Genomic DNA, 15236 nt, shown 5'->3' with positions numbered 1-15236 from the left:
ACAACAGGCGGACCTCGGGGCTTGACAGATCGCGATGCGTATGCATCTTGTTGCGGCAGAAGGGGATACGCGGCTCGCGGGTCGCCGCGGAACATTACACCGGACCGGTCCACACCGACCACCCTGTGAACTACTACGCTGCCTACTACTACTCTCCATCGTGGAGTGAGCCGGTCGACATGGAGGACAACCCGTGACTGCCCTGAAAGCCACCACAGCGTCGAATGTGACCAAGGTGTCGCGGCGCGCAATCGCTGTTGCCGCGCTGGCCACCGGTGCGGCGCTGGCGTTGTCCGGATGCGGTGCCGGCCAGATCTCGCAGACCGCGAGCCAGGTGCCCGCCGTCAACGGCAACGCGGCCACCGTCGGCAATGTGGCGCTGCGGGACGTGCGCATCCTGCTGCCGCAGTCGGAGGAGTACACCAACGCCAAGGGCGGCAAGTCCGTCGTCGCGTTCAGTGCGATCAACGAGGGTTCGTCCAAGACCGACCAGCTGGTCAGCATCACCACCGATCTCGGCCAGGTGAAGATCACCCCGGCCTCGCCGGAGCTGGTCCCCGGGCAGACGGTCGTCGCCGCGGGTCCGGAAGCGGCCAAGGCGGCCCAGGCGGGCGAGAACTCGACGCCGACCTCCGCCCCCGCGCAGCCCACCAGCTCGGCCGCGACCCCCACGCCGGAGCACAGCGCGTCGCCGCGCCAGGAGGGTGCCGGAACGCCCGATCAGCCGGCCGACCCGAACGCGCATCCGATCCTGGTCGAGATCACCGGGCTGTCCAAGGACATCGTGCCCGGCCTGACCTACGGCGTGACCTTCAACTTCAAGAACGCCGGCACCGTGCAGGTGCAGGTGCCCGTCGACGCCGGCCCGGACACCCCGCGGCACGAGGGCGCGACGGTCGCCGAGCACGGCGGCCACTGAGCCACGCCTGCGCGCACCCCGCCCCGGCACACCGGCCCATGTCGGCCCCTCTCTCTAGGCTGCGCACGTGGCCAAGGTGAAATCGCTGTACCGCTGCTCGGCATGCGGGAACGAGGTTGCCAAATGGGTGGGGCGCTGCCCGGGGTGCAACGAATGGGGGACCGTCGACGAGGTGGTGACGGCCGGCGCCGGTGTGGGAACGCATGCCGCCGGGCGCCGGGCGTTGCTGCCCTCGACGGCCGCGGCACCCATCTCGACCATCGATTCGAAGGTCACCCGCGCCCGGCCCACCGGTGTCGCGGAACTGGACCGCGTCCTCGGCGGCGGGGTGGTGCCGGGGTCGGTGGTGCTGCTATCGGGTGAACCGGGCGTCGGCAAGTCGACGCTGTTGCTCGAGGTCGCCCACCGCTGGGCCCGGCAACGCGACGAGCGCGCGCTCTACGTCACCGCCGAGGAGTCCGCCGGGCAGGTCCGGCTGCGCGCCGACCGGACCGGTGCCGTGCACGAAAGGGTCTATCTCGCAGCCGAATCCGATCTCGCCACGATTCTCGGCCATGTCGATCAGGTGCGGCCGACACTGCTGGTGGTCGATTCGGTGCAGACCATGCTGGCGGCCGACGCGGACGGGGTGATCGGCGGCGTCACCCAGGTGCGGGCGGTGACCGCGGCCCTGACCTCCCTCGCCAAGGTGAGCGGGATCGCGGTGCTGCTGGTCGGCCACGTCACCAAGGACGGCAACGTCGCCGGGCCGCGCACCCTCGAACACCTGGTGGACGTGGTGTTGCAGTTCGAGGGCGACAAACACTCCACCCTGCGCATGGTGCGCGGTATCAAGAACCGCTTCGGCAGTGCCGACGAGGTGGGCTGTTTCGAATTGCACGATGACGGCATCGTCGGGGTGAGCGATCCGTCCGGACTGTTCCTGCATCATCGCGCGGATCAGGTTCCGGGGACCGCGATCACCGTCGCAATGGACGGTAAGCGGCCGCTGCTGGGCGAGGTACAGGGGTTGACCGTATCCACCCAGGTACCCGCGCCGCGGCGGGCGGTGAGCGGTCTGGACTACAACCGTGTGTCGATGGTGCTCGCGGTGCTGCAGAGCCGCTGCGGTGTGTATCTGGGCAAGCACGACGTATATGCCGCCACGGTCGGCGGGATGCGATTGACCGAACCCGCCGCCGATCTGGCCGTCGCGGTCGCGATCACCGGCGCAGAACGCGATATCCCGCTGCGCGCGGGCATGGTGGTGCTGGGCGAGGTCGGTCTCGCGGGGGAGGTCCGGCGTGTCACGGGGGTCGGGCGCAGATTGCGCGAAGCCGAGCGGCTAGGTTTCACGGAGGCGTTGGTACCGCCGGGGACCGACCTGTCCGGCATCGGAATGAAGGTGCACGAGGTCGCGAGTGTTCGTGCGGCACTCGCCTCGAGTGGTTTGTCGAAGCGACGACGCGAGCGTGTGGAGGCTGTGGAATGATCCCGGGCCGTTGGGTGACCCACCTGCTCGGCCGTCCCGCGCCGCGCGGCAGGTTCCTGAGCCCAGCGGATGCCCCGGTCGCGGCGGAGGCGGACGGCGTGGCTGCGCCGGATGGGGTGCCCGTGGCGGAAGCGGTTCAGGCCGACGGTGACCCCGGGCTGGCTACCACCATCGCCCGGTTGGTGCCGGGCACCGAACTGCGCGACGGTATCGACCGGATTCTGCGCGCCCGCACCGGCGGGCTGATCGTGCTCGGCTACGACGAGGAATTGGAGCGAATCTGCGACGGCGGATTCGAACTCGATGTCGAATTCTCGCCGACCCGGCTGCGTGAGCTGTCGAAAATGGATGGCGCCGTGGTGCTTTCGACCGACGGCGCACGCATCCGCCGCGCCAACGTTCATCTGGTGCCCGACCCCGGCCTGCCGACCACCGAATCCGGCACCCGGCACAAGGCGGCCGAGCGCACCGCCGCGCAGACCGGCTATCCGGTGGTGTCGGTGAGCCGCTCGACGGGCATCGTCACGGTCTATCTCAACGGGCACCGGCATCCGATCCAGACCTCGGAGACCATCCTGTCGCGAGCCAATCAGGCGATGGCGACGCTGGAGCGCTACCGCTCCCGGCTGGACGAGACCACCCGGCAGCTGTCCCTGGTGGAGCTGAACGACTGCGCGACGGTGCGCGATGTGCTGGCGGTGGTGCACTGCCTGGAACTGGTCCGCCGCGTCGCACGCGAAATCAGTTCCGACGTGGCCGAACTCGGCGTCGACGGCCGTCAGCTGGCGCTGCAACTGGCCGAACTCGTCGGCAACACCGAGGCCCTGCGCCGCCTGCTGGTCCGCGACTACATCCGCACCGAACCGGTCGACGACGCGATGGTCGACCGCACCCTGGCCGCCCTCGACGGGCTGCTCGAGGTGGATCTGCTCGAACTCACCAATCTCGCACCGGCCCTGGGTTTTCCGGCGACGTTCGAAGCTCTCGACACCGCCGTGGGCCCGCGCGGATACCGGGTGCTCGCCGAGATCCCGCGGGTGCCGCTGCGCCGCGCCGAACCGGTGATCGCCGCCTTCGGCTCACTGTCGGGCCTGGTATCGGCGAGTGCGTCGGAGATCGAGGGCGTCGACGGTATCGACGCGCATCTGGCCCGCCAGATCCGCGAGGGCCTGTCCCGGCTGTCGGAATCCGGTGCGGTCCGATCGACGGAATCCGGCACCGTCTGAACCGGTTCGGGCGCTGCCGGATTCGAGCCTCGCGTCAGGCGATGTTGAAGGTCTCCGGTGCGCTGCGTACGGAACCGAACTGCGCCACCACCGCGTATCCGCCGGCCGGCACCGGAACGCGATCGCCCGCACAACCCGGCTGTGACGTGGTGCCCGACCAGGTGAGGGTGAACGCCGCCTGCTGGCCGCCGTTGAGCGTGCGCACATCGGCCGGACCGCCCTGATCGCAGTCGGTGTTGGACCACAGCTTGCGCTGGCCGTCCAGCGACTGCACCCACACCTGCTGCAGGCCCGAACCCATATCCCGACTGCAGGCCGCGGTGGAGATGTTGGTCAGCACGATGGTGATCACCGGCTGATCACCGGCCTTGTAGGTCGGCTGGCCGACGGTCACCTTCACCGCCAGCGACTGATCCGGACACGGGGCCGGGACGCCGCCGGCCGTCGAATTGACGGTGCCCGAGGCCGGAACCTGCGAATCGCTGGGATCGGCGGCGGTGGACCCGGCCGCCTTGGCGGAGGTGGAGGTCGCCGCCGCGGCCTTGGGGTCCTTGTCGCCCCCGCCGCTGCGCAGCAACATCAACGCCAGCCAGATGACCAGAGCGAGCGCGACGATCAGCGCGCCGATGGCGAGCAGGCGGCGACGCCAGTAGATCTCCGGCGGCAGCGGTCCATTCGGTTCCAGCACGGCAACAACGGTAAGGGCACGATCGTGCCGTTCCGCTCAGGTACGCGGCGTGTCGGCGCCGAAATGGCGGTGACGCCGGGTACATTTTCGCGCCCGCTTCCGCGACGGCGCCGTCACCCGGCGATCACCGCGTGAGAACCGTTGTGGTTCAGACCGTTTCGCCGATATCGCCGATCACCTTGTGCAGCAGCGCGCGGCCGTCGGCAAGCTTGTAGTTCACACAGGCGATGGCGCACCGCCCGCTCGCGACCCGATCGGACACGATCTTCGAGCGATCGGTGAGCAGGCGCGCGGTCTCCTGCACGTGGCGGGCCTCGAGCTCGTCGACCTCGGTGAGTCCGTCGCGGCGGCCGGTCAGGATGGACGGCGTCACGCGCTCGACCACACTGCGGATGAATCCGCCGGGCACGTTGCCGTCGTCGAGCGCGTCGATGGTCGCGCGGACCGCGCCGCAGCTGTCGTGCCCGAGGACGACGATCAGCGGCACGTTGAGGATTTCGACGCCGTATTCGATCGAACCGAGCACCGACTCGTCGACGACGTGGCCGGCGGTGCGAACCACGAACATATCGCCGAGGCCCTGGTCGAAGATGATCTCGGCGGCGACCCGGGAGTCGCCGCACCCGAACAGGATGGCCCGGGGCTGCTGCCCGCCGACGAGTTTGGCGCGGTCGGCGGCGCCCTGGCTGGGGTGCTGCAGTGTGCCGTTGACGAACCTGTCGTTACCCTCGCGGAGAGACTTCCAGGCACTGATCGGGTTGGTATGAGGCATGCGTCCCATTTTCCATGGCTTGAGGGCTACCGGCGAGTCCGTGCGGCTACACGTGGGCAAATTCCGGATCACCGGCGGGCTCGCGCGGCGGTGATGTGGTGAGTTCGAAGACGGCGACCGAGGCCACCCGCGACCCGGCCGCGGGCGTGGACAGTGACGTCCTGATCGACTGGTACGAGCAGTCGGCCCGGGACCTGCCGTGGCGGCGCCCCGGAGTGAGCGCCTGGCAGATCCTGATGAGCGAGATCATGCTGCAGCAGACGCCGGTGGTCCGGGTGGAGCCGATCTGGCGGGAATGGGTGCGGCGCTGGCCGGTGCCCTCGGCCATGGCCGCCGCCTCGCCCGGCGAGGTGCTGCGCGCGTGGGGCAAGCTCGGCTATCCGCGCCGCGCCCTGCGGTTGCACGAATGCGCGCGGGTGCTCGCCGCCGAATACGGCGACGTGGTGCCCGACGATGTCGAGGTGTTGCTCACCCTCCCCGGCATCGGCGCCTACACCGCGCGGGCGGTGGCCTGCTTCGCCTACGGGCAGCGAGTTCCGGTGGTGGACACCAATGTTCGCCGGGTGGTCGCCCGGGCGGTGCACGGCCGGGCCGAGGCCGGGAACCCGCGCACCCGCGATCTGGCCGAAACCGAGGCCCTGCTGCCGGTCCGGATCGACCGGGCGGCGGTGTTCTCCGCGGCGTTGATGGAATTGGGAGCCACCGTCTGCACCGCCCGCAATCCCGACTGCGAACGTTGCCCGCTGCCGCGCTGCACGTGGGTCACCTCCGGTCGTCCGGCCTCGGACGTGGTGCGCCGCACCCAGAAATACGACGGCACGGACCGGCAGGCTCGCGGCCGCCTCCTCGACGTGCTGCGCGCGGCGACCGGACCGGTCGAACGCGTGGCTCTCGACCTGGCCTGGACCCGCGATCCGGGCCAGCGCGATCGGGCACTGGATTCCCTGCTCGTCGACGGCTTGATCGAGCAGACCGCCGACGGGCTGTTCGCGCTGGCCGGCGAGAGCGGCGCGAACTGAGACGCGGGCGGATCGGCCCGAGAGTTCCCAGCACCGGTGGGAACTTACAGTTCGGCCGATGAAACTACTGCTCGACCGACCCTTCGTCCTCGCCTGGATGTACGCGCTCGCCTCGGTAGTGTTGGGCCCGTTCATCTTTCTGGGCGGCTATTCGTTCTTCACGCAGGGAGTCGGTGACTACTGCGACCCGGTGCACGGTGACGCTGCCGCCCGGGACGCGGCATTCCGCGCCGCGCAGACGTTTCAGATCACCGGCGCCGCTGTGATGCTGGCCCTCGGAGTTCTCGTGCTGTTCCGCCTGTGGTCGCGTCGACACGACATCAACCGGAATCTCGTCGTCGTCGCCAGCGGCCTCGGGGTCGTGCCCATGATGGGCGGCTTCGTCCTGGTCATTCTGCTTTCCGGACCGGCCGGTCAGTCCTGCTGGCCGAATTGACCCGAGGCGGCGAGGGCGATCGTGGGCCTCACCCGCGGACCGGCAGCTGTTCCGCCGCCCGGCTCCGTGGCGAATCCGGGTCGTTCGAGGCGTCGATGTGCGGATCCGGCGCCGACGTCGCGTCGGTGGCCGGCGTGCGCAGGGCCGTGCGCCTGCGGGCCTGCAGGATCGGGCGGCCGATGAACCGGCAGACCAGGTAGATCACGAACGAGATGGTCGTGATGAAGGTCGAGACCGGGACACCGGGGGCCAGCGACAGCAGAATTCCGCCGACCGCGGCGATTTCGGCGAACAGTACCGACAGCAGCGTCGCCCGCAGCGGGCTCGCGGTGAGCTGGGCGGCGGCCGCGGCGGGGGTGATCAGCAGCGACAGCACCAGCAGGGCGCCGACGATCTGCACCCCGAAGGCGGCGGTCACCCCGAGCAGCACCGCGAACACCACCGAGAGCGCGCGCACCGGAACCCCGCGCGCAACGGCCACTTCCGGGTCGGTGCTGGCGAAGAGCAAGGGGCGATAGATGAACGCGAGCACCGCCAGCACGCCGGCGGTGCAGAGCGCGAGGGAGGTGAGCCCGGTGCCGCCGACGCTGACCACCTGTCCGGTGAGCAGGGAGAATTTCGATCCGGCGCGACTGGGCCCCAGCCAGAGGAACAGCACCGAGAGGCCGAGCCCGAACGACATCACCACCGCGATCACCGAATCACGTTCGCGCGCCTTGGAACCCAGCAGCCCGAACATGACGGCCGCGATCACCGAACCCGCGATCGCTCCGGCGCCCACGCCGATGCCGACCAGCAGCGCGGCCGCCGCGCCGGTCAGCGACAGTTCGCTGGTGCCGTGCACGGCGAACGACATCTGCCGGTTCACGATGAGCGGTCCGATCACGCCGGCGAGCAGTCCCAGCAGAGCGGCCGCGAGCACGGCCTGCTGCACGAAGTCGTAGGACAGCAGGTCGGCGGTGGTGTGCAGATCCAGCATCTTGGTGAGGACATCGGAAAGTTTGTCGTTCATTCGCCGGCTCCCTCGGTGTGGTGCGTGCCCAGCGCATCGATCTCGTCACCGGTGCCGACGACCACCAGCCGGCCGCGCACGCGCAGCACGTCGACCTCGGTGCCGTAGAGCTCCGACAGCACCTCCGAGGTCATCACCTCGTCGGGGGTGCCGATCCGGAACTTTCCTTCCACCAGATACAGCACCCGATCCACCAGTGGCAGAATCGGATTGATCTCGTGCGTCACGAACAGCACCGCGGTGTCGTGGGTGCGGCGGCGACGATCGATGAGTTCGGACACCAGCCGCTGATTCGCCAGATCCAGGCTCAGCAGCGGTTCGTCGCACAGCAGCACGCGCGGATCACCGGCCAGCGCCTGCGCCACCCGCAGCCGCTGCTGTTCCCCGCCGGACAGCGATTCCAGCGGCGCGTTCGCGAAATGCCCGGCACCGACCTGCGCGAGGGCGTCGGCGATGCGGCGCCGGCGTTCGGCCCGGCCGCGCCAGCCCAGGCCCCAGCGATGCCCGTCCACGCCCAGTCCGACCAGATCGACGCCGCGCAGTTGCACGCCGGCGTCGATCGTCTTCTGTTGCGGCACATAGCCGATCCGCGGGTTCCCCAGCCGCGCGGGCGCCCCACTCACCTCGACCGTGCCCGCACTGGGCGCGAGCTGACCCAGCAACATCCGCAGCAGCGAGGTCTTACCGGATCCGTTGGGTCCCAGTACCGCGACGAATTCGCCGGGCGCGATATCGAGATCGAGTCCCTGCCAGAGCGTGCGCGGCCCGAACGCCAGGCTCGCTCCACGCAGGGAGACCGCGGGGGCGGCGATGTGCGATGCCTCCGCCGGGGCCTGCTCCGGCGCCTCGGTTCGGGTGGGTCCCCTCATCACTGCCTCCCTCAGCCGAGGGCGGCGGCCAGCGCCGTCGCGTTGTCGGTCTGCCACTTCACGAAATCGGTGTTCGCCGGGAGTGTTTCGGTGACCTCGACGATCGGCACGCCCGCGGATTTGGCGGTCGCGGCGACGTCCTTCGTGGTCTTGTCCTCGGTCTGGATGTTGTAGACCAGCGCTCGAACCTGCTTGCCGGTCAGCAGATCTCGTACCGCCGCCAGATCCGCCGGGGACGGATCGGTGCCCTGTTCGATCGCTTCCTCGAACGGATGCGGGGTGCGGTCGTCGGTATCGGCGGCGACGAGCAGGTAGTGTGCCAGCGGCTCGGTCTGCAGTACCGGCGACTTCGGGTGCGCGGCAGCGATTTTCGCGGTGATCGCGGTGACGCCCGCCAGCTGCCCGCGCAGCGCCGCGGCGCGGTCGGTGAACGCCTGCCGGTGCTCGGGATCGATGCGGCCGAGTTCGTCGGCGATCCGCCCGGCCACCGCGTCGACCGTCCTCATGTCGTACCAGACGTGTTCGTTCTCGTCGTTCGGCGCCGAGCGCAGGTCGAAGGCGGCGATGCTGGGTTTGCCACGGCCCGCGGCCGCCTTCTCGGCGAACTCGTCGTAGTGCCCGCCGTTGTAGACGACCAGCGCGGCATCGCGGATCGCGGCGGCGTCGGTCGGGCTGGTCTCGTAGGAGTGCGGGTCCACGTTCGGGCTGTCGATGATCGACTTCACCTCGACGTCGGGACCGCCGACCGCCGCCGCGACGCTGCCCCACACGTCGGTGGAGGCGACGATCTTCGGCTTCCCCGAATCCGAGGAGGTTCCCGAGCAGGCGGCCAGCGTGACCGCGGTGGTGATTCCCAGCGTGACGACAGCGATTCGAGCGGCGAAACTTCTGATCACGCGGGTACTCCTGCACACGAGCTCTTAACGGAAACGATTTCCATTTAAATGTAGCGTATGTGTCCACCCCGGACCCCATCGATCGGACCGACCGGGATGTGAACCGCACCACGACCAGGGCCCGCGACCGCTCGATCCGAGCGACCGCGGGCCCTGGGGCGGGAATCCGGCGACCTGCGGCTACTGCACCATGGCGGCCGCGACCGGCTGGCTCAGCAGCTGAGCGCAGCGCAGCAGACCGAGATGACTGTAGGCCTGCGGGTGGTTGCCCAGGGAGCGTTCGGCGACCGGGTCGTACTCCTCGCTGAGCAGTCCGGTCGGACCGGCGACATCCACCAGCTGGGCGAACAGCGCCTCGGCGTCCTCACGCTTGCCGATCAGCAGGTAGGCCTCCACCAGCCAGGCGGCACACAGGTGGAAACCGCCCTCGCCGCCGGGCAGGCCGTCGTCGTGGTGGTAGCGGTACACCGTCGAGCCGCTGCGCAGCTCGGCCTCGGTGGCGACGACCGTGGCCGCGAAGCGCGGATCCGACGGCTCGATCAGTCCGCTGAGGCCGATGTGCAGGGTCGCGGCGTCCAGATCGGTGCCGTCGTAGGCGGCCGTATAGGACTGCACCTGCTCGTTCCAGCCCTTGGCCTTGACCTCGTCGGCGATGGTTTCGCGCAGTTCGACCCACACCGGATCGATGCCGCGGTCGAACCGCTCGGCCAGTTTCAGCGCCCGGTCCACGGTCAGCCAGCCCATCACCTTCGAATAGACGTGGTGACGCGGGTTGCCGCGGATCTCCCAGATGCCGTGGTCGGGTTCGCGCCAGCGTCGCTGCACGGCCGAGACCATGGCCTGCACCAGTTCCCAGTCGCGGTCCGGCAGCGCCTTGGCCGGGTCGAGAATGCCCTTGCCCTCGCGAGCCTCGGCCAGAGCCGCGATCAGGTCCACGATCGGGCCGAAGACATCCAGCTGCACCTGCATATTCGCCGCGTTGCCCACGCGTACCGGCCGCGAGCCCGCGTAACCGGGCAGCTGGTCCAGCACGGCCTCCGGAGGCAGCGTCTCGCCGTAGAGCGTGTACAGAGGGTGCAGGCGTTCCGGTCCGGCCAGGGTCTCGAGCACGCGGTGCGTCCAGGCCAGGAAGTCCTCGGCCTCCGACAGCGAGCCGAGCGTGACCAGCGCGTGCGCGGTGAGCGAGGCGTCGCGCAGCCAGCAGTAGCGGTAGTCCCAGTTGCGGACGCCGCCGATGTCCTCGGGCAGCGAGGTGGTGGCCGCGGCCAGAATCGACCCGGACGGAGCGTGCACCAGTCCGCGCAGCGTCAGTGCCGAACGCTTCATCAGATCGGGCTTGAGCGGCGGCAGGTTCAGATCGGAGGCCCAGTCGCGCCAGTACCGCTCGGCCTCGTTGCGCCGATCCGCCTCGCTGACCATCGCCGGGGCGAGATCGGAGGTGCCGCAGCGCATTTCGAGCACGATCGGTCCCTGCGAGGGGTCGACCACCGCGCGGGCGACGTGGTGGATGCCCTCCTCGGAGATCTCCCATTGCACGCCGGGGGAGCGCAGCACGATCGGATCGTTGGTGCCGTGCACGCGCAGGCCGGCCGGTTCGCGGACCAGCGTCACCGGCACCTGCCCGAATTCGGGACGGGGTGCGAAGGTGACCACCGCACGCGCGTCCCCGGTGATGACGCGGGTCAGATCGGTGCGTTCCAGTGCGACGTCGTGCGGCAGGTAGTCGACGATTTTCAAACTGGACCAACGGGTTTCGACGGTCATGGTGCCGTCGACGTAGCGCTGCGACAGCGGCAGGCTCTGGCGTTCGGGGGCGATGGTGAAGTGTCCGGCCGCCGGTCCGCCCAGCAGATGGGCGAAGACCGCCGCCGAATCCGGTTCGGGATGGCAGAACCAGCTCACGGTCCCGTCCGGGGTGAGCAGCGCCTTGGAGCGCGGGGAAGCCAGCATGGTCAGCCGCTCGATGCGCGGCGCGGACGCGCCCGCCAGCCAGGTGCGGCGTTCCTCGAGCAGGAACGCCAACGCCTTGGCGACCTCCTCGGTACTGGGCACCCGGTATTCGGCCAGGCTGTCGCCGTCGCCCACCTTGATGCCGATATCCGGACCCGACAGCCGCGCGAAGGCCTTCTCGTCGGTGACATCGTCACCGAAGAAGACCGCCGCGGAGGCGCCCTCCTGATGGCGGATGATGTCGAGAGCGGCGCCCTTGTCGGTCTGGATGACGGCCAGTTCGATGACCGCCTTGCCCTCGGTGACCTGGATGCCGACCCAGCTCGCCGGGCCCTGCCGGGCCTGCTGCAGCGCGCGCCGGCCCACCTCGGGAGTGGCATTGCGCACATGCAGGGCGATGCTGGCCGGTTTGGCTTCGACGGTGACGCCGGGATTGTCGTCGGCGATGGCGGCCAGGGCGTGGCGCACCTCGGTCAGCAGTTGCTTGGCGTCGTTGTCGATGGCGTGCACGAAGCCGACATCGAATTCCGAGCCGTGGCTTCCGATCAACTGCACCTCGACGGGAAGCCGGGACAGCGCCGCGAGATCTCGCAGCGCGCGGCCGGAGATGACGGCCGCGGTGGTGGTCGTCAGGCCGGCGAGCGCACGCAATGCGCTGACCGATTCCCGATGGGGATAGGCCTTTGCCGGATCGGAGACTATGGGCGCGATTGTCCCGTCGTAGTCCGAAGCGACCAATAGCCGCGGCACGCGGGCTACGGCCGACAAGGCACGGCGAAGTTCGTGTGGCAGATCCTGTGCGCTCACGCATCCAACCTAGTGATCGGAGGAGATTTTTCAGGGCGCGAGAAACTTTACTGGGTCAGGTTTGCCCGCGTGTTGGCGCAGTGATACGTGCTGTTTACACGAGCTCGCCAGGCAGGTTTCGAACGCCCGGACCTACATTGTCCGGCAATCCGCTTCCTGCCGCGCGCTCAGGACTTCTCGCCCAGCAACAGGTCGACGGTCAGGTCGAGACGCTCGGCCACATCGGTCGCCGAGGCGCGCCGGGTGAGCCATGCCACCAGATTCGACAACCACACGTCGCTGATCACGCGGGCGATGGCCAGATCGCGCTCGGTGGGCTCACCCTCGTTCACGGCACGCGCGAAGAAGCGGTCCATCACCTTGCCGACCCGGTCGACCTCGGCGGCCGCGGAGGCGTCGGCGAACATGAACGCCCGCGTCATGGCCTCGGTGAGCAGCGGATCGCGCTGCATGGCCCGGGTGACCTGGGTCAGCATCACGTGCATGCGTTCCTGCGGGGTCTGCCCGGCCAGCGGCTTGCGTTTGCTGTCGAACTGCTCGAATTCCCGGGCCAGCGCCGAGACCAGCAGATGCACCTTCGAGGGAAAGTATCGATACAGCGTGCCGACCGCGACGTCGGCGCGTTCGGCGACCGCGCGCATCTGCACCGCGTCGTAACCGCCCTTGGAGGCGAGCGCGAGGGTGGCGTCGAGAATTCGTTTGCGCCGCTCGCGCTGGGCCGCCGAGCTCAGCTCGTCCTCGCTCAGGGTGCTGACCGTCGCGCGATTGCGGGCTCCGTTCTGCGCACCCGAGTCGGCTGCCTGCTCTCGGGAGGGACTGGCCATTCGTGAAAGTCCTTTCCTGCACGCACGTCGGTTCCGGTGGCCGACGAGCGTAGTTCAGCGGCGGCGACGGACGCCCCTTGACTTACGCCCGACCGTCACATTAGAACATGTTCTAGGTGTGGGAGTCACGCCGGAAAGGCGGTATGGAGTGTGACCATCGCCACCACTGACGAGCATAAAGCCGTCCAGGAGTCGATGCGCGGATGGGCCGCAGCGGTGCACCCGATTGCAACAATGCGCACTGGCGCGCCCGGGTACTGGCGTGAATTCTGGCCGGGCCTGGTGGGCCTCGGCGTCTTCCGCGTCGCGGTCCCCGAGGAGGCCGGCGGCGCGGGCGGCTGCGTGAGCGATCTGGCCGTGCTGATCGAGCAGGCGGCGCATGATCTCGTGGGCGGACCGGTGACGGCTACCGCGCTGGCCGGCCTCGTTGCCGGCGACACCCTCGACGAGGATACGCCCTGCGGTATCGCCCTGAGCCAGGCTGTTGTGCTGTCGCACAACGCAACCGGCGCACCGGAGGTGACCGGCACCTGGGAGACCGTGCTCGGCGCCGACGAGCAGACCGCGTTGTTGCTGCCGGTACGCTCCGGCGACCGCGAACTGTGGTGCCTGCTGCCGGCGGGCACCCCGGGCGTGACGGTCGAGGCGCTCGAGCCCCTGGACCCCAGCACCCCGCTGGCCCGCGTGACCTGCGCGAACGTCGCGGTGCCCGGCGACCACGTCTTCGAACCGCCGTACGCGGTCGGCGATCTCGTCGCCGTGCTGATCGCGGCCGAGGCCGCGGGGATCGCGGGCTGGTGTCTGGAGACGGCGGTCGACTACGCGAAGGTCCGGGAGCAGTTCGGCCGCAAGATCGGCGAATTCCAGGCGATCAAGCACATCTGTGCCTGGATGCTGTGCCGCACCGAACAGACCCGCGCCGTGGCCGCGGACGCCGCGGCAGCGGCAGATCCGGCGATAGCCGCGGCGGCTGATGCGAGCGATTCCGGTGGGCGCGAATTGCGACTGGCCGCCGCCGTCGCGATGACGATCGCGCTGGACGCCGCCGTGGAGAACGCCAAGGACTGCATCCAGGTGCTGGGCGGTATCGGCTTCACCTGGGAGCACGACGCGCACCTGTACCTGCGGCGCGCGACCGCGCTGCGGGCGTTGCTGGGCGGTTCGGCGCATTGGCGCGCCGAGGTGGCGAAGCTGACGCAGGCCGGGGTGCGCCGCACGGTATCGGTAGACCTGGGCGACGCCGAGGGCGGAACCGCTTGGGAGGCAGCCGGTGTGGATGCCGCCGAGGCGACGGTGCTGGCCGCCGACCTGACCCGGATCGCCGCACTGCCCGCCGCGGAGCAGCGGGCCGCATTGGCCGACGCCGGGTTGCTGGCCTGTCACTGGCCGGCCCCCTACGGCCGCGACGCCGGGCCGATTCAGCGCAGCCTGATCGAGGACCAGATTCGCAAGGCCGGAATCGAACTGCCCGACCTCGTCATCGCGAACTGGGCGATTCCCACCCTGCTGCAATGGGGTACGCCCGAGCAGATCGAACGCTTCGCCCCGCCGACGCTCACCGGTGAGGTGATCTGGTGCCAGCTGTTCTCGGAGCCGGGCGCGGGCTCCGATCTGGCGGCGCTGCGCACCGTCGCCGAGCGGGTCGAGGGCGGCTGGAAGCTGCGGGGCCAGAAGGTGTGGACCTCGCTGGCCGACCGTGCCACGTGGGGAATCTGCTTGGCGCGCACCGATTCCGCCGCGCCCAAGCACAAGGGCATCAGCTACTTCCTGGTCGATATGAAGAGTCCGGGGCTCGAGATCCGGCCGCTGGTCGAGATCACCGGCGAGGCGCGCTTCAACGAGGTCTTCCTCGACGATGTGTTCGTTCCGGACGAGTGCCTGGTGGGTGAGCTCGGCAACGGCTGGCGGATCGCCCGCTCCACGCTCTCGGCGGAGCGAGTGGCCATGGGCGGCAAGGGAATCGGCGAGGAACTCGAGGCCGTGATCGCGGCCGCTCCCACCACGGGCCCGGGTGCCGAGGTGGTTGCCGATCGCCTCGGCGCGCTGATCGCCGAATCGGTGGCCGGCACGTTGCTGGAGGCGCGCGCGGCCAAGAAGTTGCTGTCCGGCGGTGACCCCGCGGCGGAGAGCAGCGTCCGCAAACTGGTCGGCGTCCGGCACCGGCAGGCGGTGGCCGAATTCGCGGCCGAGCTGGCCGGAACCGCCGGTGCGCTGGACACCGGCGTGGTGAAGGAATTCCTGCTCACGCGCTGTCTGTCGATCGCCGGCGGCACCGAACAGATCCTGCTGACCGTGGCCGGTGAGCGGATTCTCGGGCTGCCACGCGAATCGAAGGGCTGATATCGCA

At 69.5% G+C, this 15236-nt stretch carries 13 protein-coding genes; 6 read left to right on the top strand and 7 right to left on the bottom strand.

What is annotated here, in order from left to right:
- The first annotated feature begins 193 nt into the window (after positions 1-193).
- The 3 genes from NK1_RS01720 (at position 194) to disA (ending at position 3616) form a co-directional block, all read left to right on the top strand.
- Positions 194-919 carry a copper chaperone PCu(A)C domain-containing protein gene (locus NK1_RS01720; protein ID WP_063006853.1) on the top strand — a complete coding sequence of 242 codons (726 nt, stop codon included), beginning with the start codon at positions 194-196 and terminating at the stop codon, positions 917-919.
- Between the two features lie 67 nt (positions 920-986).
- On the top strand, positions 987-2390 hold the full coding sequence (gene radA / locus NK1_RS01715) for a DNA repair protein RadA (protein ID WP_063006852.1): 1404 nt from the start codon (positions 987-989) through the stop codon (positions 2388-2390).
- A 98-nt stretch (positions 2391-2488) separates the two neighbouring features.
- Positions 2489-3616, top strand: a complete 1128-nt coding sequence (disA, locus tag NK1_RS01710; protein WP_439955922.1) for a DNA integrity scanning diadenylate cyclase DisA — start codon at positions 2489-2491, stop codon at positions 3614-3616.
- A 34-nt stretch (positions 3617-3650) separates the two neighbouring features.
- On the opposite strand, the gene NK1_RS01705 is transcribed toward disA, so the two are convergent.
- Entirely contained in the window at positions 3651-4304 is a 654-nt protein-coding gene (locus tag NK1_RS01705) for a DUF4232 domain-containing protein (RefSeq protein ID WP_063006851.1), read from the bottom strand.
- A gap of 148 nt (positions 4305-4452) precedes the next feature.
- Positions 4453-5076: a carbonic anhydrase gene (locus NK1_RS01700; RefSeq protein ID WP_063006850.1), complete on the bottom strand. Its 624-nt coding sequence runs from the start codon at positions 5074-5076 to the stop codon at positions 4453-4455.
- A gap of 146 nt (positions 5077-5222) precedes the next feature.
- Here NK1_RS01700 and NK1_RS01695 point away from each other — a divergent pair, with 146 nt between their 5' ends.
- Together NK1_RS01695 and NK1_RS01690 are read left to right on the top strand one after the other, a co-directional pair.
- Entirely contained in the window at positions 5223-6095 is an 873-nt protein-coding gene (locus NK1_RS01695; RefSeq protein ID WP_036497562.1) for an iron-sulfur binding domain-containing protein, read from the top strand.
- A gap of 58 nt (positions 6096-6153) precedes the next feature.
- Entirely contained in the window at positions 6154-6531 is a 378-nt protein-coding gene (locus NK1_RS01690) for a hypothetical protein (protein ID WP_063006849.1), read from the top strand.
- A gap of 28 nt (positions 6532-6559) precedes the next feature.
- Here NK1_RS01690 and NK1_RS01685 read toward each other — a convergent pair whose 3' ends face one another.
- From NK1_RS01685 to kstR, 5 genes are all read right to left on the bottom strand, one after another.
- Positions 6560-7543 (bottom strand): metal ABC transporter permease, encoded by a 984-nt coding sequence (locus tag NK1_RS01685; protein WP_084460500.1) that lies wholly within the window; start codon positions 7541-7543, stop codon positions 6560-6562.
- The gene (locus NK1_RS01680) at positions 7540-8412 is read right to left on the bottom strand and encodes a metal ABC transporter ATP-binding protein (protein WP_084460499.1); all 873 of its coding nucleotides are present in this window, start codon (positions 8410-8412) and stop codon (positions 7540-7542) included. The genes NK1_RS01685 and NK1_RS01680 overlap by 4 nt, the downstream gene beginning before the upstream one ends.
- Before the next feature lie 11 nt (positions 8413-8423).
- The gene (locus tag NK1_RS01675) at positions 8424-9308 is read right to left on the bottom strand and encodes a metal ABC transporter solute-binding protein, Zn/Mn family (protein WP_063006848.1); all 885 of its coding nucleotides are present in this window, start codon (positions 9306-9308) and stop codon (positions 8424-8426) included.
- 180 nt (positions 9309-9488) lie between these two features.
- Positions 9489-12065 carry a trehalose-phosphatase gene (gene otsB, locus NK1_RS01670; RefSeq protein ID WP_063006847.1) on the bottom strand — a complete coding sequence of 859 codons (2577 nt, stop codon included), beginning with the start codon at positions 12063-12065 and terminating at the stop codon, positions 9489-9491.
- 167 nt (positions 12066-12232) lie between these two features.
- Positions 12233-12889, bottom strand: a complete 657-nt coding sequence (gene kstR / locus NK1_RS01665) for a cholesterol catabolism transcriptional regulator KstR (RefSeq protein ID WP_030517308.1) — start codon at positions 12887-12889, stop codon at positions 12233-12235.
- 150 nt (positions 12890-13039) lie between these two features.
- Here kstR and NK1_RS01660 point away from each other — a divergent pair, with 150 nt between their 5' ends.
- A complete protein-coding gene (locus tag NK1_RS01660; protein WP_063006846.1) occupies positions 13040-15229 on the top strand; it encodes an acyl-CoA dehydrogenase family protein in 2190 nt (729 codons plus the stop codon).
- The last annotated feature ends 7 nt before the right edge of the window (positions 15230-15236 follow it).

This window comes from Nocardia kruczakiae NBRC 101016 (genome assembly GCF_001612965.1).
In the GTDB taxonomy this organism is placed as follows: Bacteria; Actinomycetota; Actinomycetes; order Mycobacteriales; family Mycobacteriaceae; genus Nocardia; species Nocardia kruczakiae.
Note: the sequence above shows the minus strand (reverse complement) of the source record. Positions and strands in the feature narration are given on the sequence as shown.